25 protein-coding genes and 1 riboswitch are annotated in these 25,308 nt (G+C 36.3%); of the genes, 17 read left to right on the plus strand and 8 right to left on the minus strand.

The features are described 5' to 3' along the window. Positions 1 to 23 precede the first annotated feature (23 nt). The 3 genes from BGI23_RS01745 to BGI23_RS01755 form a co-directional block, all read right to left on the minus strand. Entirely contained in the window at positions 24 to 188 is a 165-nt protein-coding gene (locus BGI23_RS01745; protein WP_001085171.1) for a type II toxin-antitoxin system antitoxin, read from the minus strand. A 16-nt stretch (positions 189 to 204) separates the two neighbouring features. After that, the gene (locus BGI23_RS01750; RefSeq protein ID WP_000660683.1) at positions 205 to 1,050 is read right to left on the minus strand and encodes an SPFH domain-containing protein; all 846 of its coding nucleotides are present in this window, start codon (positions 1,048 to 1,050) and stop codon (positions 205 to 207) included. 209 nt (positions 1,051 to 1,259) lie between these two features. Then, the gene (locus tag BGI23_RS01755; RefSeq protein ID WP_000812349.1) at positions 1,260 to 1,637 is read right to left on the minus strand and encodes a YgaP family membrane protein; all 378 of its coding nucleotides are present in this window, start codon (positions 1,635 to 1,637) and stop codon (positions 1,260 to 1,262) included. A 335-nt stretch (positions 1,638 to 1,972) separates the two neighbouring features. On the opposite strand from BGI23_RS01755, the gene pcrB reads away from it, so the two are divergent. The 7 genes from pcrB (at position 1,973) to BGI23_RS28245 (ending at position 11,064) form a co-directional block, all read left to right on the plus strand. After that, the gene (pcrB, locus tag BGI23_RS01765) at positions 1,973 to 2,662 is read left to right on the plus strand and encodes a heptaprenylglyceryl phosphate synthase (protein WP_000272090.1); all 690 of its coding nucleotides are present in this window, start codon (positions 1,973 to 1,975) and stop codon (positions 2,660 to 2,662) included. A gap of 12 nt (positions 2,663 to 2,674) precedes the next feature. Beyond that, entirely contained in the window at positions 2,675 to 4,924 is a 2,250-nt protein-coding gene (gene pcrA / locus BGI23_RS01770) for a DNA helicase PcrA (protein ID WP_014481546.1), read from the plus strand. Positions 4,925 to 4,939: 15 nt separating this feature from the next. Then, positions 4,940 to 6,949 (plus strand): NAD-dependent DNA ligase LigA, encoded by a 2,010-nt coding sequence (ligA, locus tag BGI23_RS01775; protein WP_000031440.1) that lies wholly within the window; start codon positions 4,940 to 4,942, stop codon positions 6,947 to 6,949. A gap of 16 nt (positions 6,950 to 6,965) precedes the next feature. Further along, complete coding sequence (locus BGI23_RS01780) at positions 6,966 to 8,168, plus strand: CamS family sex pheromone protein (protein WP_000717042.1); 1,203 nt, start codon at positions 6,966 to 6,968, stop codon at positions 8,166 to 8,168. 95 nt (positions 8,169 to 8,263) lie between these two features. Beyond that, positions 8,264 to 9,034, plus strand: coding sequence for a TSUP family transporter (locus tag BGI23_RS01785; RefSeq protein WP_000343968.1), 771 nt, complete (start codon positions 8,264 to 8,266; stop codon positions 9,032 to 9,034). Between the two features lie 153 nt (positions 9,035 to 9,187). Continuing rightward, the gene (gene pruA, locus BGI23_RS01790) at positions 9,188 to 10,735 is read left to right on the plus strand and encodes an L-glutamate gamma-semialdehyde dehydrogenase (RefSeq protein WP_000259550.1); all 1,548 of its coding nucleotides are present in this window, start codon (positions 9,188 to 9,190) and stop codon (positions 10,733 to 10,735) included. 179 nt (positions 10,736 to 10,914) lie between these two features. Continuing rightward, complete coding sequence (locus BGI23_RS28245) at positions 10,915 to 11,064, plus strand: hypothetical protein (RefSeq protein WP_000521648.1); 150 nt, start codon at positions 10,915 to 10,917, stop codon at positions 11,062 to 11,064. Positions 11,065 to 11,295: 231 nt separating this feature from the next. Here BGI23_RS28245 and BGI23_RS01800 read toward each other — a convergent pair whose 3' ends face one another. Then, positions 11,296 to 11,859 (minus strand): cysteine hydrolase family protein, encoded by a 564-nt coding sequence (locus BGI23_RS01800; protein ID WP_000844889.1) that lies wholly within the window; start codon positions 11,857 to 11,859, stop codon positions 11,296 to 11,298. A 242-nt stretch (positions 11,860 to 12,101) separates the two neighbouring features. Continuing rightward, positions 12,102 to 12,208: riboswitch (SAM riboswitch) on the plus strand. Positions 12,209 to 12,331: 123 nt separating this feature from the next. Here BGI23_RS01800 and BGI23_RS01805 point away from each other — a divergent pair. From BGI23_RS01805 to BGI23_RS01815, 3 genes are read left to right on the plus strand one after another with little or no spacing between them, the layout of a single operon-like run. After that, a complete protein-coding gene (locus BGI23_RS01805; protein ID WP_070805113.1) occupies positions 12,332 to 13,351 on the plus strand; it encodes a methionine ABC transporter ATP-binding protein in 1,020 nt (339 codons plus the stop codon). Beyond that, positions 13,341 to 14,006, plus strand: coding sequence for a methionine ABC transporter permease (locus BGI23_RS01810; RefSeq protein WP_001261859.1), 666 nt, complete (start codon positions 13,341 to 13,343; stop codon positions 14,004 to 14,006). The genes BGI23_RS01805 and BGI23_RS01810 overlap by 11 nt, the downstream gene beginning before the upstream one ends. 21 nt (positions 14,007 to 14,027) lie before the next feature. Beyond that, complete coding sequence (locus BGI23_RS01815; protein ID WP_000721604.1) at positions 14,028 to 14,882, plus strand: MetQ/NlpA family ABC transporter substrate-binding protein; 855 nt, start codon at positions 14,028 to 14,030, stop codon at positions 14,880 to 14,882. Positions 14,883 to 15,053: 171 nt separating this feature from the next. Here BGI23_RS01815 and BGI23_RS01820 read toward each other — a convergent pair whose 3' ends face one another. The 4 genes from BGI23_RS01820 to BGI23_RS01835 all read right to left on the minus strand — a co-directional run bounded on the left by BGI23_RS01820 (position 15,054) and on the right by BGI23_RS01835 (position 17,507). Beyond that, on the minus strand, positions 15,054 to 15,524 hold the full coding sequence (locus tag BGI23_RS01820; RefSeq protein WP_041184062.1) for an HXXEE domain-containing protein: 471 nt from the start codon (positions 15,522 to 15,524) through the stop codon (positions 15,054 to 15,056). Between the two features lie 58 nt (positions 15,525 to 15,582). Further along, positions 15,583 to 15,774, minus strand: a complete 192-nt coding sequence (locus BGI23_RS01825) for a DUF3926 domain-containing protein (protein ID WP_000544083.1) — start codon at positions 15,772 to 15,774, stop codon at positions 15,583 to 15,585. Next, positions 15,767 to 16,948 carry an ArsA family ATPase gene (locus BGI23_RS01830; protein WP_000984536.1) on the minus strand — a complete coding sequence of 394 codons (1,182 nt, stop codon included), beginning with the start codon at positions 16,946 to 16,948 and terminating at the stop codon, positions 15,767 to 15,769. Before BGI23_RS01830 ends, BGI23_RS01825 begins: the two co-directional genes overlap by 8 nt. A 76-nt stretch (positions 16,949 to 17,024) precedes the next feature. Then, on the minus strand, positions 17,025 to 17,507 hold the full coding sequence (locus BGI23_RS01835; protein WP_044821657.1) for a MarR family winged helix-turn-helix transcriptional regulator: 483 nt from the start codon (positions 17,505 to 17,507) through the stop codon (positions 17,025 to 17,027). 382 nt (positions 17,508 to 17,889) lie between these two features. On the opposite strand from BGI23_RS01835, the gene BGI23_RS01840 reads away from it, so the two are divergent. From BGI23_RS01840 to gabT, 7 genes are all read left to right on the plus strand, one after another. Continuing rightward, on the plus strand, positions 17,890 to 18,126 hold the full coding sequence (locus BGI23_RS01840) for a YiaA/YiaB family inner membrane protein (RefSeq protein WP_001254394.1): 237 nt from the start codon (positions 17,890 to 17,892) through the stop codon (positions 18,124 to 18,126). 141 nt (positions 18,127 to 18,267) lie between these two features. Then, positions 18,268 to 18,558: an Asp-tRNA(Asn)/Glu-tRNA(Gln) amidotransferase subunit GatC gene (gene gatC, locus BGI23_RS01845; protein WP_000086999.1), complete on the plus strand. Its 291-nt coding sequence runs from the start codon at positions 18,268 to 18,270 to the stop codon at positions 18,556 to 18,558. 15 nt (positions 18,559 to 18,573) lie between these two features. Continuing rightward, entirely contained in the window at positions 18,574 to 20,031 is a 1,458-nt protein-coding gene (gatA, locus tag BGI23_RS01850) for an Asp-tRNA(Asn)/Glu-tRNA(Gln) amidotransferase subunit GatA (protein WP_000051445.1), read from the plus strand. Between the two features lie 14 nt (positions 20,032 to 20,045). Next, positions 20,046 to 21,473, plus strand: a complete 1,428-nt coding sequence (gatB, locus tag BGI23_RS01855; RefSeq protein WP_001047674.1) for an Asp-tRNA(Asn)/Glu-tRNA(Gln) amidotransferase subunit GatB — start codon at positions 20,046 to 20,048, stop codon at positions 21,471 to 21,473. Between the two features lie 469 nt (positions 21,474 to 21,942). Continuing rightward, the gene (locus BGI23_RS01860) at positions 21,943 to 22,848 is read left to right on the plus strand and encodes a diacylglycerol kinase (protein WP_000977677.1); all 906 of its coding nucleotides are present in this window, start codon (positions 21,943 to 21,945) and stop codon (positions 22,846 to 22,848) included. A gap of 138 nt (positions 22,849 to 22,986) precedes the next feature. Further along, complete coding sequence (locus tag BGI23_RS01865) at positions 22,987 to 23,733, plus strand: HAD family hydrolase (protein WP_000416643.1); 747 nt, start codon at positions 22,987 to 22,989, stop codon at positions 23,731 to 23,733. 154 nt (positions 23,734 to 23,887) lie between these two features. Continuing rightward, complete coding sequence (gene gabT / locus BGI23_RS01870; RefSeq protein WP_014481549.1) at positions 23,888 to 25,252, plus strand: 4-aminobutyrate--2-oxoglutarate transaminase; 1,365 nt, start codon at positions 23,888 to 23,890, stop codon at positions 25,250 to 25,252. The last annotated feature ends 56 nt before the right edge of the window (positions 25,253 to 25,308 follow it).

Below are 25,308 nucleotides of genomic sequence, written 5' to 3' on the forward strand. Positions count from 1 at the left end.
CGCTGATTCCTCAGCGGGATTTTTTATGCATCTTTATCCTTTTTTAATTTCCCTTTTTGCTTTGCCATTTCTCGAAGTAAATATTCGATGTGTGCATTGACGCTACGAAACTCATCATTCGCCCATTTTTCGATGACTGCGTGTAATTCAGGATCAATACGTAATGGAAAGCTTTTCTTTTTAGCCATAAGGATTTACAACCTTTTAGTATAGGCTTCCTGTATTAATAACTGGTTGCGCACCTTTGTCTGAAACGATGGCAACTAATAAGTTGTTCACCATATTTGCTTTACGCTCGTCATCGAGTTCTAGTACGCCTTCTTCATCTAACATATGGATTGAATCTTTGGCCATCTTCACAGCACCTTCAACAATCTCTTTTCTAGCAGCTAATACTGCTTTTGCTTGTTGACGTTGTAGCATTGCATGGGCAATTTCTGTTGCGTAAGCTAAATGTGTTAAACGAGTTTCTAATACTTCTACGCCAGCAATTTCAAGGCGTGCTTCTAACTCACGTTTTAATTCTTCAGAGATTTCTTCAGTGTTTCCACGTAACGTAATGCAAGTTTCATCTTGAAAATTGTCATAAGGATATTTCGTTGCAACGTGGCGGATTGCCGTTTCGCTTTGAATTTCTACAAATCGATCATAATGTTCGACGCCGAACATTGCTTTTGCAGAATCAACAACTTTATATACGATAACAGCTGCAATTTCAATTGGGTTGCCGTCGACATCATTTACTTTTAATTTTTTACTATTAAAGTTTTCAACACGTAACGATACAGTTTGACGGAACGCGAACGGAATCGTTAAAAATAAACCGTTTTGACGAATTGTTCCTAAATAATTACCGAAAAACGTAATGACTTTTGCTTGATTTGGCTGAACAATCCCGATACCTGTAGCAAGAACTGCAGCTAAAATAATAGTTAATGCTGCTCCTATGAAAATTTCTTGTACAAGGAAAAATACACCGATAGCGGCTAAAATTAAAATTCCAATAATCCCAAGAAAACCATTAACGTAAAATACTTGTTTTTCTTTCATATGATCGCCTCCTGATATAAAAATGATATCACTTTTATATCATTTTAAGCAAGGGGTTTACACCTAATTTTCTGAATTTTATTGATTATGTATATTTAAATACTTAAAATAAGAATGTACGTTCTGTTTCGTGGTAAAATAAAGAAGACTTAACCGCCCACTGCAGCAGCTAAGTCCCTTTGAGAGCATCTTGCATCGTGACAAATGATTCAAAGCGGTTTTGCCAGGATTATATCTTCAATCGCTGACTCAATCTCTTTGTCAGAAGCGTCATAACTTCCATTTGACTGTGGTTTGTCGTGATTGGAAGTTTGATTCGCTTCTTCTTTAGTATGTCCCTTTTTAGCAAAATCCATGCTAGGCATTTTAAATGCCCCCATGTTCATGTATTTTCCGAATTTCCACATTTCAACAATAGGGCAGAAACGAACAATTCCCTCTGCAACTTTCATTGCACCAATCCATAGCAAAATGTTAGACCAAGTGCACCAAGGTTTGCGCACGAGTTTCGTTGCACTACAACCGAAGAGGACAAGTCCGAGTGTAATTCGAATTAGGGCATTTATTGTACCGATATTTTGCTTCATTAGAAAAACACTCCTTTTATGAAAGTTGAAATAGATAATACTATTTCTTTTATTAGTATCCCTTTTGATTTTTCGGATATGTAATCCAACATTTGACGTGGAAAAAGATGTTGGATTGTGCGTGTGTGTAAGTAGCTTTTTTTGTTATAATGAAAGAATGCATAAAAGGAAGTTCAAAATTAAATCCTCGCGTTTAAAAAATGTGGAACAGGGGATTTCAAGCTTAATTCTCCGCTTTAAACAAATATTTAAGGTGAACTAAAAAAATCCTAATGAAAATAAACTGTTATTTTAAACAGAAATATATACAACTTGAGAAAAGAAAGGGTGTTTTCATGTACGATATTTCCGGATGGAAACATGTATTTAAACTTGATCCGAATAAGGAATTAAGTGACGAACATTTAGAAATGATTTGTGAGTCTGGAACAGATGCTGTTATTGTAGGCGGAAGTGATGGGGTGACAATTGATAATGTACTACACATGCTAGTTAGCATTCGTAGATATGCAGTTCCTTGTGTGTTAGAGGTTTCTGATGTGGAAGCAATTACACCAGGATTCGATTTTTATTATATCCCAAGCGTTTTAAATAGCCGAAAGGTGGAATGGGTAACAGGCGTTCATCATGAGGCTTTGAAAGAATTTGGGGATATTATGGATTGGGACGAAATTTTTATGGAAGGATATTGTGTTTTAAATCCTGAAGCGAAAGTAGCCCAGCTTACAGATGCAAAGTGTGATGTAACAGAAGATGATGTAATTGCATACGCGCGTTTAGCAGACAAGCTATTACGTTTACCGATATTTTATTTAGAATATAGCGGTACGTATGGAGATGTTGAACTTGTTAAAAATGTGAAAGCAGAATTGAAACAAGCTAAGTTATATTATGGCGGTGGTATTTCTAATGCTGAACAAGCGAAGGAAATGGCGCAGTATGCTGATACAGTAGTTGTTGGAAATATTATTTATGATGATATAAAAGCAGCGTTAAAAACGGTTAAAGCAGTAAAAGGAGAGTAGGTGCAGGCATATATGAGTATGACAGATAGATTATTAAATGGTTTAAATCCGCAGCAACAAAAAGCAGTACAAACAACGAACGGACCACTTCTATTAATGGCAGGCGCAGGCAGTGGTAAAACACGTGTGTTAACACATCGTATTGCGTATTTACTTGGTGAAAAAGGAGTAGCACCATGGAATGTACTAGCTATTACCTTTACAAATAAAGCGGCTCGTGAAATGCGCGAGCGTATTGATACACTTGTCGGACCAGAAGCAGAAGATATTTGGATTTCTACGTTCCACTCTATGTGTGTACGTATTTTACGACGTGATATCGATCGCATTGGTATTAATCGTAACTTTACAATTTTAGATTCAGGTGATCAGTTAACTGTAGTCAAAAAAATTATGAAAGAGCGCAATATTGATCCGAAGAAATTTGAACCGCGCTCTATTTTAGCTGGTATTAGTAATGCGAAAAATGAATTGTTATCTGCGGATAAATATGCAAAGAAAATTACAATTGCTGATCCATATGAAAAATTAACGAGCGATGTATATACAGAATATCAAAAACGTCTTTTGAAAAATAACTCATTAGACTTTGATGATTTAATTATGACGACGATTCAACTATTTGAACGTGTTCCAGAAGTACTAGAGTTTTATCAGCGTAAATTCCAGTATATTCACGTGGATGAGTATCAAGATACGAACAAAGCGCAGTACCTTCTTGTTAAACATTTGGCAGCACGTTTTAAAAATTTATGTGTTGTAGGTGACTCAGATCAGTCAATTTATCGCTGGCGTGGTGCGGACATTTCTAACATTTTGTCATTTGAAAAAGATTATGAGAATGCGCAAGTTATTCTGTTAGAACAAAATTATCGTTCATCACAAAATATTTTAAATGCAGCGAATGCTGTCATTGAAAGAAATACGAATCGTAAACCGAAGAAATTATGGACAGATAATGAAGTTGGAAGCAAAATCTCTTACTATCGTGCTGCAACGGAAAAGGACGAGGCGTACTTTGTTGCGAAAAAAATTCGTGACGATATTCAAATGGGAAAACGAAAATATACTGATTTTGCGGTGTTATATCGTACAAATGCGCAGTCTCGTATGGTCGAGGAGATTTTCCTGAAATCTAATATTCCTTACAAAATTGTCGGCGGTACGAAGTTCTACGACCGTAAAGAGATTAAAGACATTTTGGCGTATTTACGCTTAATTGGGAATCCAGATGATGAGATTAGTTTCGCACGTATTATTAACGTGCCAAAGCGCGGAATTGGTGCGACTTCTATCGATAAAATTATTAATTACGGTGTACAAAATGGAATTTCATTAACAGCTGTATTCGATGAGATTGAGCACGTTGGAGTAAGTGCAAAGGTTACAAAGGCAGTAAAAGAATTCGCAGGTTTATTACACAACTGGGTAAATATGCAAGAGTATTTATCTGTTACAGAATTGGTAGAAGAAGTTATTGAGAAAACAGGCTATCGCGACATGTTGAAAAACGAGCGTACGTTAGAAGCGGAAGGTCGTCTAGAGAACTTAGATGAGTTTTTATCTGTTACGCAAACATTTGAATCTCAAAGCGAAGATAAGAGCCTTGTTGCATTCTTAACAGACTTAGCACTTGTTGCAGATATTGATCGTGTAGATGAAGACCCAACTGCTGGTGAGGAAGTTATTTTAATGACGATGCACTCAGCGAAAGGATTAGAATTCCCAGTTGTCTTTATTGTTGGTTTAGAGGAAGGAATATTCCCGCATACTCGTTCTCTAATGGAAGAAGATGAAATGCAAGAAGAGCGTCGTCTTGCTTATGTAGGTATTACTCGTGCAGAAGAAGAGTTGTATTTATCAAATGCACAAATGCGTACTTTATTTGGTAGAACAAGTATGAATGCCGCATCCCGATTCATTACAGAAATCCCGACAGAACTAGTAGAATCATTAAATGAAACAGCGCCGAAGCGTGAAACTTCGTTTGGTGCAAAAGGAAGAACGGCAAGTAGCAGTAAAACGACAACTACAACTACAACACGTTCTCGCTCAGCTTTCGCGCGTCCTGCAGCTAAGACGACAGGCGGCGAACAAATCGGCTGGGCAGTAGGCGATAAAGCTTCCCACCAAAAATGGGGAATCGGTACAGTTGTAAGTGTAAAAGGTGAAGGTGATGCAAAAGAATTAGATATTGCGTTCCCAAGCCCAATTGGTGTTAAACGCTTGTTAGCAAAATTTGCACCTGTGACGAAACAATAGGAAAGGAATGAGGATATGTCAAAAGAGATAGCAAAAAAACGTATAGAAGAACTACGTGATTTGTTAAATACATTTAACTATCAATATCACGTGTTAGACAATCCTTCTGTTTCTGATGCGGAGTATGACCGTAATATGCAGGAGCTTATAAAATTAGAAGCAGAGAACCCAGAGTTTATGAGTGAAGATTCTCCCTCCGTTCGCGTTGGGGGAACGGTTCTTGATATATTTGAAAAAGTAACACACAAGTCACCGATGTTAAGTTTGGGAAATGCATTTAACGAAGGAGATTTACGTGATTTTGACCGACGAGTACGTCAAGGAATTGATGATGCGAATGTAAGATATATATGCGAATTAAAAATTGACGGACTTGCTGTTTCACTTCATTATGAAAAAGGACGCTTCATTCAAGGGGCAACACGTGGTGATGGTGTAACAGGTGAAGATATTACCCAAAATTTAAAAACGATTAAAGCAATCCCGCTTCGTTTAAATGAAGAAGTAACGTTAGAGGCACGAGGCGAAGCTTATATGCCGAAGCGTTCATTCGTTAAGTTAAATGAAGAAAAAGAGCAAAATGGTGAAGATGTATTTGCGAATCCGCGTAATGCGGCAGCAGGTTCAATCCGCCAACTTGATCCGAAAATTGCAGCGAAGCGTAACTTATCTATGTTTGTATACGGTCTTGCGAATGTAGAAGAAAAAACAATCCTATCACATAGTGAATCGCTTGATTTCTTAGGTGAACTTGGATTCAAAACAAATCCAAATCGACGCACATGTGAAACAATTGAAGAAGTTATAGCTTATGTAGAAGAATGGCAAGAAAAACGTCCGCATCTTGATTATGAGATTGACGGGATCGTTATAAAAGTAGATGATGTTGCTCTTCAAGAAAGTCTAGGCACTACAGCAAAGAGTCCAAGATGGGCAATTGCTTATAAATTCCCAGCTGAAGAAGTTGTAACAAGATTAACAGGCATTGAATTAAGTGTTGGTCGTACAGGGGTTGTAACACCGACTGCAGAGCTAGAGCCAGTGCGAGTGGCTGGTACGATCGTTCGTCGTGCTTCTTTACATAACGAAGATTTAATTCGTGAAAAAGATATTCGAATTGGTGACTACGTTGTTGTGAAGAAGGCTGGAGATATTATTCCTGAAGTTGTGAATGTTATTTTCGATAAGCGTACTGGTGAGGAAGAAGAATATCATATGCCAACGCATTGCCCAGCATGTGAGAGTGAACTAGTTCGTTTAGAAGAAGAGGTAGCACTTCGTTGTATAAATCCAACTTGTCCTGCTCAAATTCGAGAAGGGTTAATCCATTTCGTTTCAAGAAATGCAATGAATATTGATGGACTTGGAGAACGTGTCATTACACAACTCTTTGAGGCAGATTATATTCGTACATTTGCTGATTTATATTCGTTGACGAAAGAGCAATTATTACAGCTAGAACGATTTGGAGAAAAATCAGCAACGAATTTAGTACAAGCAATTGAGAATTCTAAAGAAAACTCATTAGAGCGATTATTATTCGGTCTTGGTATTCGCCATGTTGGAGCGAAAGCGGCACGTACATTTGCAGAGCATTTCGAAACGATGGATGCGCTTGTGAAGGCAACGGAAGAAGAACTAAAAGCAATTAATGAAATTGGTGAAAAAATGGCTCAATCCGTAGTAACGTATTTCGATAATGAAGACGTATTAGAGTTATTACAACAATTTAAAGAATACGGCGTGAACATGACATATAAAGGCATGAAAATTGCTGATTTACAAAACGTTGAGTCGTACTTCGCAGGAAAAACTGTCGTTTTAACAGGGAAATTAGAAGTGATGGGACGTAGTGAAGCGAAGAAGAAGATTGAGGCATTAGGTGGAAAAGTAACAGGAAGTGTTAGTAAAAGTACAGATTTAGTTGTTGCAGGTGAAGCGGCAGGTTCGAAATTAGCACAAGCGGAGAAACATAATGTTGAGGTTTGGAATGAAGAGAGGTTCTTACAAGAGCTAAATAAGTAAGAGGTGCAAACTTACCATGAAAAAAATAGCATTAGCGGTATTAAGCCTTGGCCTACTTGTAAGTGGGTGTAGTGCAGGTGCCGATAAAGATGAAAAAGTGGTTGAGAAATCGGGGAAAGCAAAAGAGCAAGCAATCGTCCCGAATTACTCTATTTCGGATGAATATTATAAGACGACTATTCCATTTGAGGGAGGAAACGCACGTGGCTTAGTTGTGCAAGGAGTAAGTAATCGTCTTGATATAGATGAATTTGAAACAGGATTAATGCGTATTGCGAAAGAATCATTTAGTACGAAAGAACATTTCTTTAAAGGTGGAGATGTTCTAGATGCTCAAACTATACAAATGCTTGTTAAAAGAAAGCGTACAGTTGCTGAACAAAAAGAACTAGAGGACAAATTAAAAAAGGATGCAGTTAAGTTTCCAAACATTGGTTTAAACCCAGCGTTAGGTGAAGGATCTGGATCATTAGAGGAAAAAAATAAAAAAAATCCAATATATATTTCGAATATTTTAGAGCATGATTATTATGTGAAAAAAGACGAGAAAGATGAGAAAGGTGAGCTCCAAGGCATTGTAGTTGGCTTAGCGATGAATTCGGTTCATTATTATGAGGAAGAGCATGGTTATCCGCGTGAGGCTAAAATTGAGCAAGAAAAAATGTTAGCTGAAGGGAAAAAAATGGCGCAAGAAATCTTGAAAGTTATGCACGAAAAAAAGTCTGAAGCAAAAAATGTTCCGATAACATTTGCGATTTATCGTCAGGCTCCAAAGTCTTCGCTCGTACCAGGTAACTTTGTTTCTTATGCGAATGTTGAAAAAGGCAGTGAAACGGTTGAGGATTGGAAACAAATTAATGAGAAATACTATTTGTTCCCATCTGAACAAGCGAAAACAGATAATAAACGTGAAGATCTGGCGAGAGTATCAAACTTCAAGGCAAAATTAAGCGATTATTTCCAAGGCGACTATACAGCTGTTATCGGTACTGGTATGTATAGAGACGATGAATTAAGAGAAATAAAGCTCGATATTCCTGTCCAGTTTAATGGGAAAGCAGAAATAATTGGCTTTACACAATATGTAGCCGGGCTGGTTATGGAATACTTCCCGAATTATATGAAAGTACAAGTAACGATTAAATCTGTAGAACGTCCAGAAGCGATTATTATACGTGAGGCGAAGCAAGATGAGCCGTATGTGAAAATTTTAGATTAATTAGAAGGGCCGTTCCTTTATGGAACGGCTTTTTTTCTTGGGTAATTTTGTTATAATTTAAAATGTTATAAATAATGGGATAAGGGGTAAAGCGCATGGACGAATTAAGTTTTCAAGTCATTATTTTATTAATTGCATTCGGTTTTTTAGCAGCTTTTATTGATTCAGTTGTTGGTGGTGGAGGATTAATTTCGCTTCCGGCACTTATGTTTGTTGGTTTACCACCAGCTTCGGCAATTGCAACGAATAAATTAGCTGCAACGATGGGGACGTTTACGAGTGCGATTTACTTTATTCGATCGGGAAAGGTCGATTTTAAAATTGTAGGAAAGTTAATCCCGTTAACTGTTATAGGAGCAGTAGCAGGTGCTTTAGTAGTAAAGTTTATTCCTCCAGATATTTTACGTCCGTTAGTGCTTGTAATGTTGGTATTTATTGCTATTTATATTATTGCGAAAAAGGATTGGGGAAGTGTATCTACCTATAAGAAGATGACGAAAAGAAAAACATTAATATTTTTCTTTGTTATTTTAATGATAGGGTTTTACGATGGATTTTTTGGACCAGGGACAGGATCCTTTTTAATTTTTGCATTTTTATTAATTGGTTTGGATTTTATTCAAGCGGCAGCATCTGGAAAACTTTTGAATTTTGTTAGTAATATCGTATCGTTAATCACTTTTTTATTTTTAGACGTAATTCATTTTGAATACGGTATTATTATGGGATTATCGATGATTTTGGGCGCTTATTTTGGATCGAAATTTGCAGTTCAAAAAGGTGTTGGATATGTAAGAACTTTATTCTTGTTAGTAACTATTTTATTGATTAGCAAAAACGTTTTGGAATATACTCATATTTTGTAGAGTTATACATTTGTATAACTCTGTTTTTTTATTATATTTTAAAAATTAATTAATTTTTAAAATATAAGTCTAGGAATATTTGAATAAATCTAAATTATCGTGTAGAATAATGTTGTAAAATGTAAACGTTTTTCTAAGGGGAGGCTAAAAATAATGGTAGTAGCATACAAACATGAGCCATTTACAGATTTTTCAGTGGAGGCTAACAAATTAGCGTTTGAAGAAGGTTTAAAGAAAGTAGAATCTTATCTTGGGCAAGACTATCCATTAATTATTGGGGGAGAAAAAATCACTACAGAAGACAAAATTGTTTCTGTAAACCCTGCAAATAAAGAGGAACTTGTTGGTCGTGTTTCAAAAGCAAGCCGTGAGTTAGCTGAAAAAGCAATGCAAGTAGCGGATGAAACATTCCAAACTTGGAGAAAATCAAAGCCAGAAATGCGTGCAGACATTTTATTCCGTGCTGCAGCGATCGTTCGTCGTAGAAAACATGAATTCTCTGCTATTCTTGTAAAAGAAGCAGGTAAACCATGGAATGAGGCAGATGCTGATACAGCAGAAGCAATCGACTTTATGGAATATTATGGTCGTCAAATGTTGAAATTAAAAGACGGAATTCCAGTAGAAAGCCGTCCAATTGAATATAATCGTTTCTCTTACATTCCATTAGGAGTAGGTGTTATCATTTCTCCTTGGAATTTCCCATTCGCAATTATGGCAGGTATGACAACAGCTGCTTTAGTTTCTGGTAACACAGTATTACTAAAACCAGCTAGTACAACTCCTGTAGTAGCAGCGAAATTCATGGAAGTATTAGAAGAAGCTGGCTTACCAGCTGGCGTAGTAAACTTCGTACCAGGTAATGGTTCTGAAGTTGGTGACTACTTAGTAGATCACCCTCGTACACGTTTCATTAGCTTCACTGGATCTCGTGATGTAGGTATCCGTATTTATGAGCGCGCAGCGAAAGTAAACCCAGGCCAAATTTGGTTAAAACGCGTTATCGCTGAAATGGGCGGTAAAGATACAATCGTTGTTGATAAAGAAGCAGATCTTGAATTAGCAGCTAAATCTATCGTTGCATCAGCATTCGGATTCTCAGGACAAAAATGTTCTGCATGTTCTCGTGCAGTAATCCACGAAGATGTATACGATCACGTATTAAATCGTGCTGTTGAATTAACGAAAGAATTAACAGTTGCTAACCCAGCTGTATTAGGTACAAACATGGGTCCTGTTAATGACCAAGCTGCATTCGATAAAGTAATGAGCTATGTTGCAATTGGTAAAGAAGAAGGTAGAATTTTAGCAGGTGGCGAAGGAGACGATTCTAAAGGCTGGTTCATCCAACCAACAATCGTTGCTGACGTTGCAGAAGATGCTCGCCTAATGAAAGAAGAAATCTTCGGACCAGTAGTAGCATTCTGTAAAGCAAAAGACTTTGACCATGCACTTGCAATTGCAAACAATACAGAATACGGTTTAACAGGAGCAGTTATCTCTAACAACCGTGACCATATTGAAAAAGCACGTGAAGACTTCCACGTAGGTAACTTATACTTCAACCGTGGATGTACTGGTGCAATCGTAGGATACCAACCATTCGGTGGCTTTAACATGTCTGGTACAGACTCTAAAGCTGGTGGCCCTGACTACTTAGCACTTCACATGCAAGCAAAAACTACTTCTGAAACTTTATAAGAAATAGTAGAAGAGATCTTCGCAGTCTGCGAAGATCTCTTTTTTTTGAAAAACTTTCTATATGTGGATTAAGATACATATAAGTAGAAAAACTAATATAAGGTTTACTTCAGTAAAATAAGGTATATTATATTGGTTGAATAAATTCTCTTTCAAGATAAGAAAAGTAGGTGAACAAAGTGGGAAAATATCAATTGGATTACAAAGGTCAGGTAGCTGTCGCGAAGTTTCATGAAAAACAGACGCCTGTCAAATTTGATAAAAAGCAGCAAATTGAAAAATTGCGTGCGGAGTATTTGAAAAAGAAACAAAAACAAACAGATAAATAATAGGAGAAATTAGTTAATTTGCATTAAAAAACACTTACCATATATTACTATTTGGTAAGTGGAACTAGCTAAAACCTATTCATATCGGGATAAACATGTAAATAGAAATAAAACAATGAGAAAAGTTGACTTATTAGTCACATTTTTTTGTATTCATTTTAAGGATTTCCTGTATAATACAATTTGAAAGAAAATCTATGGTTTGACAAGAAACACTCTTTTCGGTTTTGCTCACTGAAGAGAGTGTTTTTTTGTAGCTAAAAACTCCTCTGTACTCATTACATTTGCATATACGCCATTTAAACTAGCTAAAATTGTATTATGAATATAAACAGCTGGTATCGTAGCATTCTTAAAAGAAAGATCTTTTGTCGCACAAGCATCATGTATAACAGTACATTGCAAGCCGAAATCAAAGGCAGCCCTTACGGTAGCATCAATACACATATGAGTCATCATCCCGCATATGACGAGGTGCTCAATATTTAAACGTTGTAATTGCTCTAGAAGATCGGTTTCGCGAAAACTATTTGGATAATGTTTGAGTATAACGGTTTCTTCTTTAAGTGGGCGTACGCTTTCATGAATATGTACACCTTCTGTATTGGGTAGGAAAAAAGTAGCGTCCTCTTTTATTGCTACATGTTGGATATGAAAAATAGGTTCGTTTTTCTTTCTAAAGAGCTGTAGTAGCCGACGGGCATATGCGCTTGCTTCGACTGGATTACGTAATTCCATTTTGCCGTGTGGAAAATAATCATTTTGAATATCAATGAGTAAAAGAGCTGTTTTCATATATTTATCTTCCTCCGATTTCATATTCAAATAATGGTATTCAATTAGTAGAGAAGATTATCCTTTTAAAAAATATGCAAGAGGATAATTTTACATAACTTTAAAGATTACTATTTTTTCTTGAATTTTTCATCTGAAAATTTTAATAAAGAAATAATTAATATTTTTCTAAAAAATGTATTGACTCTTATTATTCTGAGTTCTATAATGAGAATTAATTAAACGACAATTAAATCGATACATTCTTATCCAGAGAGGTGGAGGGACTGGCCCTACGATACCTCAGCAACGGGTTTTTTTAATACCGTGCTAACTCCAGCAAGTCTATGAAAGGCTTGGAAGATGAGAAGATGTGAACGAGTACATATAAGTGCTCTCCTTCTTATCTTTATGGTTGATAAGAAGGAGAGCACTTTTTATTTTACCTCGAGAGCTCTGCTTCAAGTTTTCACAGCATATAGGAGGGGAAAAAATGATTTCTTTTAACAATGTAAGTAAAGTATATGAAACAGGTGGGCAATCTGTTCATGCGGTGGAGGATGTAACGTTATCAGTTGAGAAAGGCGAAATTTTTGGCATTATTGGTTTTAGTGGCGCTGGAAAGAGTACGTTATTACGCCTAGTAAACATGTTAGAGAGACCAACGGCAGGAACGATTTCAATAGATGATAAAGAGATTACATCATTATCGACGAAAGAATTACGGAAGCTAAGACAAAGAATCGGGATGATTTTTCAAAGCTTTAATTTATTTAATTCAAGAACAGTATTTGGGAATATTGCTTATCCATTAAAGTTAGCAAAAGTACCAAAGAATGAAATAAAAGAAAGAGTAAATGAATTGCTGAAGTTTGTAGGGTTAGAAGATAAAGCAAACAATTACCCAGAGCAGCTATCAGGCGGACAAAAGCAGCGTGTAGGTATTGCTAGAGCACTTGCAACATCACCAGATATTCTTATATGTGATGAGGCAACATCAGCTTTAGATCCAGAAACAACGACAGAAATTCTAAACTTATTAAAGAAAGTAAATCGAGAATATAATTTAACAATTCTTCTTATTACACATGAAATGCATGTCGTGAAAGAAATTTGTCACCGTGTAGCTGTAATGGAAAAAGGAAAAGTTATTGAAGAAGGAAAACTGTTTGATGTTTTCACACAACCAAAAACAACGACGACTCAAAACTTTGTACGTTCTGTTATTAATGATCATTTACCGGAAAGTGTTTTAGCGAAAATTCAAAATGGTGGTCAGATTTATCACCTAACATTTACTGGTGAGGAAACAGGACAGCCGGTACTATCATATATCGCAAAAAACTATAACGTGGATGTAAATGTACTGTACGGAAATATTATTGAACTTCAAAATGTGCTATTTGGAAATCTTCTTGTAGAATTGCAAGGTGAACAGAGGGAAATTCAAAAAGCATTACAACATCTAAGACTGCAAGTGCAGCTGAAGGAGGTAGAAGCTCATGCGAGTTGATTGGAGTATATTTTGGCCGCGCATACTAGATGCGACGGGAGATACCCTCTTAATGGTAATTGTAACCCTTATATTCGCTACAATTCTTGGTATACCTCTAGGTTTACTTTTATATGTAACGAGAAAAGGAAACTTTTTAGAAAATAAATGGGTCTTTTCTATTCTTAATATCATCATTAATACAATTCGTCCGATTCCATTCATTATCTTCTTAGTAGCTTTAAGCCCGTTAACAAGAAGTGTTATCGGAACGACAATTGGAACAGCAGCAGCAATTTTTCCAATGACGTTAGTTGCATCAATTGGTATCGCTAGAATGGTTGAAACAAATCTTGTTTCTGTTCCGAAAGGGGTAATTGAAGCAGCGCAAGCGATGGGTGCTTCACCAATTAGAATTGTTTTTGAAATCCTTGTACCAGAAGCGTTAGCGCCATTAATTTTAGGTGTTACATTTATGACAGTTGGTTTAATTGAATTTTCTGCAGTTGCTGGGCTTGTCGGTGGTGGCGGTCTTGGTGATTTAGCAATGACATATGGTTATCAACGTTTTGATACATCAGTTATGTTCGTAACGGTCGTTTTACTTATCATTCTCGTACAATTAGCTCAAAACTTAGGAAACTATTTTGCGAAAGTCTTTTTACGCAGATCATAAAAAGGAAGAGGGGAAAAGAAAATGAAGAAAATTTTAGCATTTGCATTATCAGCAATTGTAGGGGTTTCAGCATTAAGCGGCTGCTCAAGTGGAGACACAGGGGCAGGGGCGAAAGAAAAAGTAGTTCGCGTCGGTGTAACTGGAACGGATGGAGACGCTTGGGAAATTTTGAAGAGGAAAGCTGAAAAAGAAGGAATTAAAATTAAACTGGTTGAGTTCTCTGATTACACAACGCCAAATAAAGCGTTAGCTGATGGAGATATTGAATTAAACTCATTCCAGCACATTGCATTCTTAGAACAATTTAAAAAAGAGCATAAGCTAGATATTACAGCTGTTGGTACAACGCAAATTGCGCCAATGGGTTTATACTCTGAAAAATATAAGAAAGCAAATGAAATCCCAGATGGTTCGGAAATTGCAATTCCAAACGATCCAACGAACCAAGCACGTGCTTTAAAACTTCTTGATGCAGCTGGATTATTAAAGCTTAAAAAAGACTTTGGTCTATTTGGAGATCCAAGTGGTATTGCTGAAAATCCGAAGAAATTAAAAATTACACCGGTTATCGCACAGCAAACACCTCGTGTGTTAAAAGATGTTGCAGCATCAGTTATTAATAACGGTGTTGCTGGTCAAGCTGGATTAGATCCAGCGAAGGATCCAATTTTCTTAGAAGATCCAAAGAATGAAAATGCGAAGCCATATATTAATATTTTCGCAGCTCGTACGAAAGATAAAGATGATCCAACACTGAAAAAAGTAATTGAATTATATCATTCAAAAGAAGTAACAGATGCAATTAAGAAAGAAACAAATGATGGTTCAATTTCAGTAGATCTTTCACTTGATGAGCTTGAAAAAATCGTAAAATAATGATTGGGTTTAATGGACTAACAGAAGGAACCCCTCCGCTGTTAGTTCGTTCAACATATAATCTACTTAACAAACAAAACAAACCCTAATTCTGTACCTTCCAATTCTGTATAACATAGAATCCAATGTTTGTTAAGTAGAGTAATGGACCAGGAGTTTTCCTGGTCTTTTTTATGAATGAAAGTAGCTAGCGAATAGTAAGGTAATCCAAATTATAATAGGATAAGAAAATAAGCTGAAAGCGAGTGTAATTAAGAATTTATTTTTATGAATTAAGTGTTTTTGGGATGAAAAAAAGAAAATAGAAAAGATAACAATGAAAACTGCGGATATTACGCCAGGATTATAGGAGCGATAAATAAAAAACAAAATAATATGTTGAACAGAGTTGAAGAAGATAGCCCCCTGTATAAAAATAATCCAGTATATAGAAGACAAGATGTTTATTTGATATAGAAAGACGATAAGTAAAACAAAGAGAGTCAATATAGAAATCGCAATGGAAAATTGTTGACTAGTTATAAAAGTAATTGAAAATTGATTAGCAAGATATTGTGGCATTTGGAAAGATTCTTCAAGGTTATGAATGAGAAATAACAAGGGAATCATCCAAAGCATAATAGTGGAATGTTTTTTAAACAACTTACATCACTCCAATATAGAGATAGAAAGCCTAGAAAGGCCCTCTATCCAGAGATGTTCATTCAATTATAATACTTTTCAAATTATCTTCACGATGCCCTTGTTCTTTCGGATAAGCAGCTAGCTCCTCTTGTAAAATATTTAGTATTTGCTTAGCTGATTGCTGGATTGGTGCAGGTAACTCTTCTAATATATGCATACCGATTTTTATTTTTGTACGAATTACCTTCCTTATTAATTCCTCATGCATGCACGACACCTCCAAATCGAATGTTTAGTACATCATCTTCGAATTTTGCTCCTTGAATAGAAAGGTGTGTTAACGTTTTGGGTAATGTGATGTTTCGTTTAACAGAACCAGCACGAATGATAAGCTCGTCACCTTTTTGATTTAATGCAAGTTCACTTTTGTTAGAGAAGGGAATGGACAGAACGAAAATATACTCATCGCCATCTTTTTTTACATATTGAGTGCGACCGTTAAATTTTACTTCAGTAGGACAATAATCTTTTTTAAATAAAGCATCTCCAACGCGTTCTAACATAGGTAAGCCAACAACTTCTTGTTCAAACATTGGAGCTTCGTAAATAGGAAGCGGATCAAAGCTATTTTGAATTAATGTTTTATATTTCTTTTGAGTATCTTTCCAAGCTTGAAAATAAGGATCGATGACAGTGTTAGGGATGACGCGGTTAATCATAATCGCATCTACGTTATAATCGTATAAATTTAAATACGTAAAGCTACGCTGAGCCTCTTTAATAACCATTTTTTCGGGATTTACAACGATGCGGATACTTGTTACGTCTCGGTTTGATAAAATATCTCTCATCTCTCCAAGTTGTTCAAGTGTATTTGTTAATTCGTCCATAATATCATCGGTTGGAAGGGGGACGCCAAGAAGTGGTTGCGCTACAGGGCGAACAACTTTTAAAACTTTTCTTTTAATAGGGAAGAGTTTTTCCATCCACCAGCCGAGCATGTCTGGAAAACTGAGCATGGCTAATGTTTCTCCTGTTGGGGCACAATCAATGATAATAACATCATATGTGTTTTGTTTATAATAATCGAGTACACGAAGTAAGCTAATTAAATCTTCCATACCAGGAAACATTGTTAACTCTTCTGTTGTAATATCATCAGCTGCTTTGGAAGTGAAGAGTAGTGTAATATATTTCTGTAATTTCCCCCAGCCTTTTTCCATCTCATAAATCGTATTAATTTCTTGTGCCCATAGGTTTTCACGAATTTCTAATGGTTCAGAAGATAGTTTTACACCAAATGAATCTCCTAAACTATGAGCTGGGTCTGTGCTCATTACTAAAGTTTTTAATCCTTGTTTTGCGCTTTGAAGTGCAGTTGCTGCTGAAATACTAGTTTTTCCCACGCCGCCTTTACCTGTATACAAAATAATTCTCATCATTCATATCCCCCTTATTTCGAGTATCGAATATTACGAGTGGCGAAATAAACGATTGAATAAAAACCCAGCTAGGGTTTTATTCAATCGGAATGTTTTTCATTTTAGGTGTTGAAACCTTTTCTTCTGTTTTTTGTTGTGACGTAGCAATGTGATTCATAATCTTTTGGAAGATTTGTAGTAAAAATGCTTTTTCTTCTTCCGATAATGCTTCGGTCACTAGGTTAAAATAATGGGCTGCATTTTGTTTTACTTCTTGAACGAGCAATACGCCGTTTTCTGTTAAACGAATTAATACAATGCGTCGGTCATTTTCGTCACGGTATCTTTCAATATATCCCTTTTTTACAAGACGATTTACAACACCTGTCGTTGTACTCATCGGTATATCAAGAAGGTCAGCGATTTTTGTCATTGTAATATCTGTATTTCGCTCCATCCAAAGTAAACAAAATACTTCAGTTTTAGAAAGTGTTAAATCTAAGCTTACCCATTCTTCAGGATAGAAAAGTTTCTTGGCATTATCTAGCAGTAAGTCTAAAAAATGTTCGTATTGCAACAATTAATTCCACTCCCGTATATTTCGAGGTTCGTAATATTTGTTTTTATTTTATGTAGAATTGAAATAAATGTCAATGGTTTCAATTGTTTTTTCGGATTAGACAGAAAATTCACCTTGAAATATTATTCTTTTATGAAAGATTTATAAATATAAAACTAGAATTTACATAAAGTGAAACTTTAATCAGTGGGGATTTTCTTCATCCCCACTGATTATTAGTTGAACCAATCGGACTTTTATGGGCAGTTGATCCCCCACCTAACTTCTTTGCTTTCGCTGAATTTTGAGGTGGGGGTCTTACTGCCCATTAAAGTGGGATAAAAATTCATCATAGTAAATATACTTATCTATAATAGATGTACAGCTAACGAGGGGGAGAACGATGAGAAGACGTAATACGCAAGCGTTCACGTTTTTAGCATGGACTTCATTTGTTTGCGCGCTTTCAGGTATGCTAATTGGGATTTATACGCTAGATGAAACGCTTAGTGTAAAAGGATACTATTTAATTGGAACACTATTTTTAACGATGTCTTGTTTTGTATTACAAAAAACAATTCGTGATAATGAAGAAGATAACGAGAGATTTCCGAAAAATAAACCGTCAGATAAAGAGTAAATCGTAAAGAAAGGCGTTTGCCTTTCTTTTTTTATGTAAAAATGCTGTAAGTGCCGTGTGTTGACTTGCTTGAAGTACTGAAAATTTGGTATCATCAATAGTATTGTAGATTGAACGATATATTATGGAGGTGGCCTAGCCGTGTCAAGAATTTCCGTTGAGAATGTAAAGCACGTAGCACATTTAGCACGTCTTGCAATTACTGATCAAGAAGCAGAAAAATTTCAAAAACAACTAGATGCAATTGTTACATTTGCAGAACAGTTAAATGAATTAGATACAACAGATGTAAAACCAACAACTCATGTATTAACTATGAAAAATGTTATGCGTGAAGATGTACCAGAAAAAGGTTTACCAGTTGAAGAAGTATTAAAAAATGCACCGGATCACAAAGATAATCAAATCCGTGTTCCAGCAGTATTAGAATAGAGGAGGGGAATTTCGATGTCATTATTTGATCATTCAGTATCAGAGTTACATAAGAAATTAAACAACAAAGAAATTTCCGTTACGGATTTAGTAGAAGAATCTTACAAACGTATTGCGGATGTTGAAGATAACGTAAAAGCTTTTCTTACATTAGATGAAGAAAACGCACGCGCGAAAGCGAAAGAATTAGACGCGAAAATTGGTGCTGAAGATAATGGTTTATTATTCGGTATGCCAATCGGTGTTAAAGATAACATTGTAACTAACGGTCTTCGTACGACTTGTGCAAGCAAAATGTTAGCAAACTTCGATCCAATTTATGATGCGACAGTTGTGCAAAAGCTAAAAGCTGCTGACACAATTACAATCGGTAAATTAAATATGGACGAGTTCGCAATGGGTTCTTCAAATGAAAACTCAGGTTTCTACGCTACGAAAAATCCATGGAACTTAGATTACGTTCCAGGTGGATCTAGTGGTGGTTCTGCAGCAGCTGTAGCAGCAGGAGAAGTATTATTCTCTCTAGGTTCTGATACGGGTGGTTCTATCCGTCAACCAGCTGCATATTGTGGCGTTGTAGGTTTAAAACCAACCTACGGACGTGTATCTCGTTACGGATTAGTAGCATTTGCATCTTCACTTGACCAAATCGGACCGATTACACGTACAGTAGAAGACAATGCATACTTATTACAAGCTATTTCAGGTCTTGACCGTATGGATGCAACTTCTGCTAACGTTGAAGTAGGAAACTACTTAGCTGGTTTAACAGGCGACGTTAAAGGTTTACGCATTGCTGTACCGAAAGAATACTTAGGAGAAGGTGTTGGCGAAGAAGCTCGTGAGTCAGTACTAGCTGCTTTAAAAGTATTAGAAGGTATGGGCGCAACTTGGGAGGAAGTATCTCTTCCACACTCTAAATACGCTCTAGCAACGTATTACTTATTATCTTCTTCTGAAGCATCAGCTAACCTTTCACGCTTTGATGGTGTACGTTATGGTGTTCGTTCTGATAATGTGAATAACTTAATGGATCTTTACAAAAACACACGTAGCGAAGGCTTCGGTGATGAAGTAAAACGTCGTATTATGCTTGGTACATTTGCTCTTAGCTCTGGTTACTATGATGCATATTACAAAAAAGCACAACAAGTACGTACATTAATTAAAAACGACTTTGAAAATGTATTTGCTAACTACGATGTTATTATTGGACCAACAACGCCAACTCCAGCATTTAAAGTGGGCGAAAAAGTTGATGATCCAATGACAATGTATGCAAATGACATTTTAACAATCCCAGTAAACTTAGCAGGTGTTCCAGCGATTTCTGTTCCATGTGGATTCGGTGCTAACAACATGCCACTTGGTTTACAAATCATTGGTAAACACTTCGATGAAGCGACAATTTACCGCGTTGCACATGCGTTTGAGCAAGCAACAGACCATCATACAAAAAAAGCAAGTCTGTAAGGAGGCGAGCATAGATGAATTTAGAAACAATTATTGGTTTAGAGGTTCACGTTGAGTTAAAAACAAATTCGAAAATTTTCTCTGCGAGTCCAACAGAATTCGGAGCGGAACCAAATACACAAACAAGTGTAATTGACTTAGGATACCCAGGAGTACTTCCTACTTTAAATAAAGAAGCAGTTAACTTTGCAATGAAAGCTGCAATGGCATTAAACTGTGAAATCGCAACAGAAACGAAGTTTGACCGTAAAAACTATTTCTATCCAGATAATCCGAAAGCTTACCAAATCTCTCAGTTTGATAAGCCAATTGGTGAAAATGGTTGGATTGAAATTGAAGTAGACGGTAAAAAGAAACGTATCGGTATTACACGTCTTCATTTAGAAGAAGATGCTGGTAAATCAACGCATACAGCTGACGGCTCATTAGTAGACTACAACCGTCAAGGTATGCCTTTAATTGAGATCGTATCTGAGCCAGATATGCGTACGCCAGAAGAAGCATATGCATACTTAGAGAAGTTAAAATCAATCATTCAATACACTGGCGTATCTGATTGTAAGATGGAAGAAGGTTCCTTGCGTTGTGATGCGAACATTTCCCTTCGTCCAGTTGGACAAGAGAAGTTCGGTACAAAAGCGGAACTGAAAAACTTAAACTCTTTTACTTACGTACAAAAAGGTCTTGAGTTTGAGCAAGCTCGCCAAGAAAAAGAATTATTATCTGGTGGTATCATCCAACAAGAAACACGTCGTTATGATGAAGCAACGAAGAAAACAATCTTAATGCGTGTGAAAGAAGGATCTGATGATTACCGTTACTTCCCAGAGCCGGACTTAGTTGAACTTTATATCGACGATGAGTGGAAAGAAGCAGTTCGTGCTTCTATTCCAGAACTTCCAGATGCACGTAAAGCTCGCTACGTTGCAGAATTAGGCTTACCAGCTTATGATGCACACGTATTAACATTAACGAAAGAAATGTCTGATTTCTTTGAAGCAACTGTTGCAGACGGTGCTGATGCGAAATTAACATCAAACTGGTTAATGGGTGAAGTACTTGCATACCTAAACAAACAACAAAAAGAATTAAAAGACGTTGCATTAACGCCTGCTGGTTTATCTAAAATGGTTCAATTAATTGAAAAAGGTACAATTTCTTCTAAAATTGCGAAGAAAGTATTTAACGAATTAATTGAAAAAGGTGGAGACCCAGAAGAAATCGTTAAAGCGAAAGGCCTTGTTCAAATTTCTGACGAGGGTACACTTCGTAAAGTTGTAACAGAAATTCTTGATAATAATGAGCAATCTATCGAAGACTTTAAAAACGGTAAAGACCGTGCAATTGGCTTCTTAGTTGGTCAAATTATGAAAGCTACAAAAGGACAAGCAAATCCACCGCTTGTTAACAAAATCTTACTTGAAGAGATTAATAAGCGATAATAGTAGTAACTTTTAAAGATTAAGCAGAAAAACACCCGTACATGGGTGTTTTTCTAGGTTAATCAAACGTTTGTTTAAATGAGAGAAAATTATTTAAACAAACGTTTGATTAACTGTCAAAAGTGGAAAAATGTTTGTATAGCAACTATGGTATGATAGTTGCAAAAAGGTGGGAATAATGATAAATCTAGAAATAGAGGTTTTTTCATCTCATGAAATAATAGATAATTATTATTCGTTATATGTAAATTGTTGTGAGGAAATAGATGGACATAAATTTTTTGTCAAATAAAACAAAACCATTGAAATGAATATTTACTTTTGATGGGCTACACGAATCGGGTTCTTACTGCCTGTTTGAGCGAGATAAAAGAAGGATAGGAAGATGAGAGGAGGTAGGCATGGGAATACTGAATAGAAGTTCGGTATGTTCTTTGTCGATACATAAAGAAATTTCCTGTGCTAATAAATGATGAAGCGAGCAAGAATTATTTATAATCCTACTTCTGGGCGTGAGCTATTTAAGAAGAGCTTACCGGAAGTATTACAAAAATTAGAACAAGCTGGATATGAAGCATCTTGTCATGCGACAACGGGTCCTGGAGACGCAACTGTGGCGGCGAGGCAAGCTGTAGAGCGTAAATTTGATGTTGTTATTGCGGCTGGTGGTGACGGCACGTTAAATGAAGTCGTAAACGGTCTAGTTGGTCATGAATTCCGTCCGAAATTTGGAATTATTCCAGTTGGAACGACAAATGACTTTGCACGTGCAATCGGTGTACCTCGTTCTATTGAAGAGGCAGCGGATATTATTTGTGAAGGAAAAACTGTGCCATTAGACCTTGGTAGAGCAAACGATACATATTTTATTAACATCGCTGGTGGCGGTCGTATTACAGAATTAACATATGAAGTACCAAGTAAGCTAAAGACTGTATTAGGACAACTTGCTTATTATTTAAAAGGTATCGAAATGCTACCATCACTACATCCAACATACGTTGAAATTGAGTATGATGGAAAATTACTACAAGAAGAAATTACGATGTTTTTAATTACGAATACTCGTTCAGTGGGTGGCTTTGAAAAGGTAGCACCATATGCATCGATTAACGATGGCTTATTTGATTTATTAGTGCTGAAAAAAGGTTCGATTGCAGACTTAATTAAAGCTGCAACACAAGCGCAGCGTGGTGAACATATTAACAATCCAAAAGTACTATACACACAAGCGAACCGAATTAAAGTGCATTCACCAGATAAACTAATGATTAATTTAGATGGTGAATATGGTGGAGATGCACCGATGGAATTCGAAAATATGTATCATTGTCTGGAACTATTTGTTCCTGAACATCAAGAGGATGCCCTGTAAAGGCATCCTTTTTTATTATATAGAAGAATTGTAAATTTGAAGTTAGTTTGATTTTCATGGTATTTTTACAATTCGTTTATTTTATATCCATATTTTATTGATACACTGGAGGATATAAGAAACGAGAGGTGGGGTGTTATGGAGAAGGTAAAAGCAATACTATTTGATAAAGATGGAACATTAATGGATTTTCATTCAATTTGGATAAAAGTAGCTGAAGAACTTGTGGCGGAATGTATCAATTTATATGAACTACCAAAGTCAATGCAGCCTACTTTACTAAAAGAAATCGGTGTGGAGGGGGTATTTGTTAACCCTCGTAGCGCAATAGCGGCAGGAACAAGCCTTGATGTTGCAAAGGGGCTTTGTAAGTATATTACGTCATGTAAGGAAGAGGAAATGCATGAGTGGGTAAGTGAAAAGTTATTTTCTCTTATGTATGAGCATCGTTCCTATATGAAAATGACGGCGGATTTACCGAGAGTTTTACAAGGTTTAAAGGATAGAGGATTTATTTTAGGCGTTGTTACAGCTGATGATTTCGCACCGACAGAATTATTTTTAAAACAGTATCAATTAGAGTCTTATTTTGATTATGTTGTAGCTTCAGATACGTTTCCGGCACAAAAACCAGATAAAAGAATTGTAGAATCGTTTTGCGAAAGGTTTCATTTAGAGGCGTGTGAAGTAGCGGTCGTTGGAGATACACCAACTGATTTATATTTAGCGAGAAATGGCGGTGATTGCTATGCAATTGGAGTGCTATCTGGTACGGGAGACCGTCAAACGTTAGAACCACTTGCTGATTTAGTAGTGCAATCTGTTGGTGAGTTTATTTCTCATTCGGGTGAGTTCATTTGGGAACAAGGAAAGTCTAATGTGTAAGAAAAATAAGTCTATAAAGACTCTTAATGAGTCTTTATAGACTTATTTTTTATGTTGAAATAGAAGGCATATAGGATGAATGCTTGAAAAGAATGTTGGCATACATTTTGCAATGAAAAGAGAAAACAATGTAAAGAAAAGGATGGGATACGTAATGAACACAAAAAAATTTGCTAAAGTAAATGAACAAATTCCTGGACCGAAAGCAGCGTCTTTATTAGAACGCCGCCAAAATATAGTACCAAAAGGAGTAAGTAACGGCATCCCAACGTTTGTACAATCTGCAAATGGTGCTCTTGTAACAGATGTTGATGGCAATCAGTACATTGATTTCGCGGGAGCAATTGGAACAATTAACGTAGGACATTGTCACCCAGCTGTGAAAGAAGCACTCCATAAACAAGTAGATCAATACATTCATACTGGATTTAATGTCATGATGTATGAGCCATATATTGAATTAGCAGAAAAACTTGCGGCATTAGCGCCAGGAAGTTTTGATAAGCAAGTACTATTTCTAAATAGTGGTGCAGAAGCAGTTGAGAATGCGGTGAAAATCGCTCGTAAATATACAAAAAGACCTGGTATTATTGCGTTTTCTAAAGGTTTCCACGGACGTACATTAATGACAATGACGATGACAAGTAAAGTAAAACCATATAAATTTGGATTTGGCCCATTTGCACCGGAAGTATATAAAGCGCCATTCCCATACGAATATCGTCGCCCAGAAGGACTAACTGAAGAGCAGTACGATAACTTTATGATTGAAGAGTTTAAGAATTTCTTCGTATCAGAAGTAGCACCAGAAACGATTGCGGCCGTTGTAATGGAACCTGTTCAAGGGGAAGGTGGATTTATCGTCCCAAGTAAGAAGTTTGTGCAAGAAGTACGCAATATTTGCTCAGAACACGGCATCTTATTTGTAGCGGATGAAATTCAAACTGGATTTAGCCGTACAGGAAAATATTTCGCCATTGATCATTATGATGTCGTTCCGGATTTAATTACGGTATCTAAATCATTAGGTGCTGGTGTACCGATTAGTGGTGTTATTGGGCGCAAAGAAATTATGAATGAGTCTGCACCAGGAGAACTTGGTGGAACGTATGCAGGAAGCCCGCTAGGATGTGCGGCAGCATTAGCAGTACTTGATGTAATAGAAAAAGAGAATTTAAATGATAGAGCGATAGAATTAGGAAAAGTCGTAATGAACCGATTCGAAGAGATGAAAAATAAATATAATTGCATCGGTGATGTGCGTGGTTTAGGAGCAATGTGTGCATTTGAGCTCGTTCAAGATCGTAAGACGAAAGCACCTGATAAAACGTTAACAGCTAATTTATGCGCAGAAGCAAATAAACGTGGCTTACTTCTACTATCAGCAGGAACATACGGTAATGTTATTCGTGTGCTAATGCCATTAGTGATTACAGATGAGCAACTGGAAGAAGGATTAACAATCATTGAAGAATCGTTGCAAGTCTGTTATGAGAAAGCAAATATTGCTCGTGTTTAAAAGTTAAATAATAAAACAGCAAACATTCTAGCTGACTCTATATAAAATGCAGAAAA

This window comes from Bacillus sp. ABP14 (genome assembly GCF_001831375.1).
GTDB classification, from domain to species: domain Bacteria; phylum Bacillota; class Bacilli; order Bacillales; family Bacillaceae_G; genus Bacillus_A; species Bacillus_A paranthracis.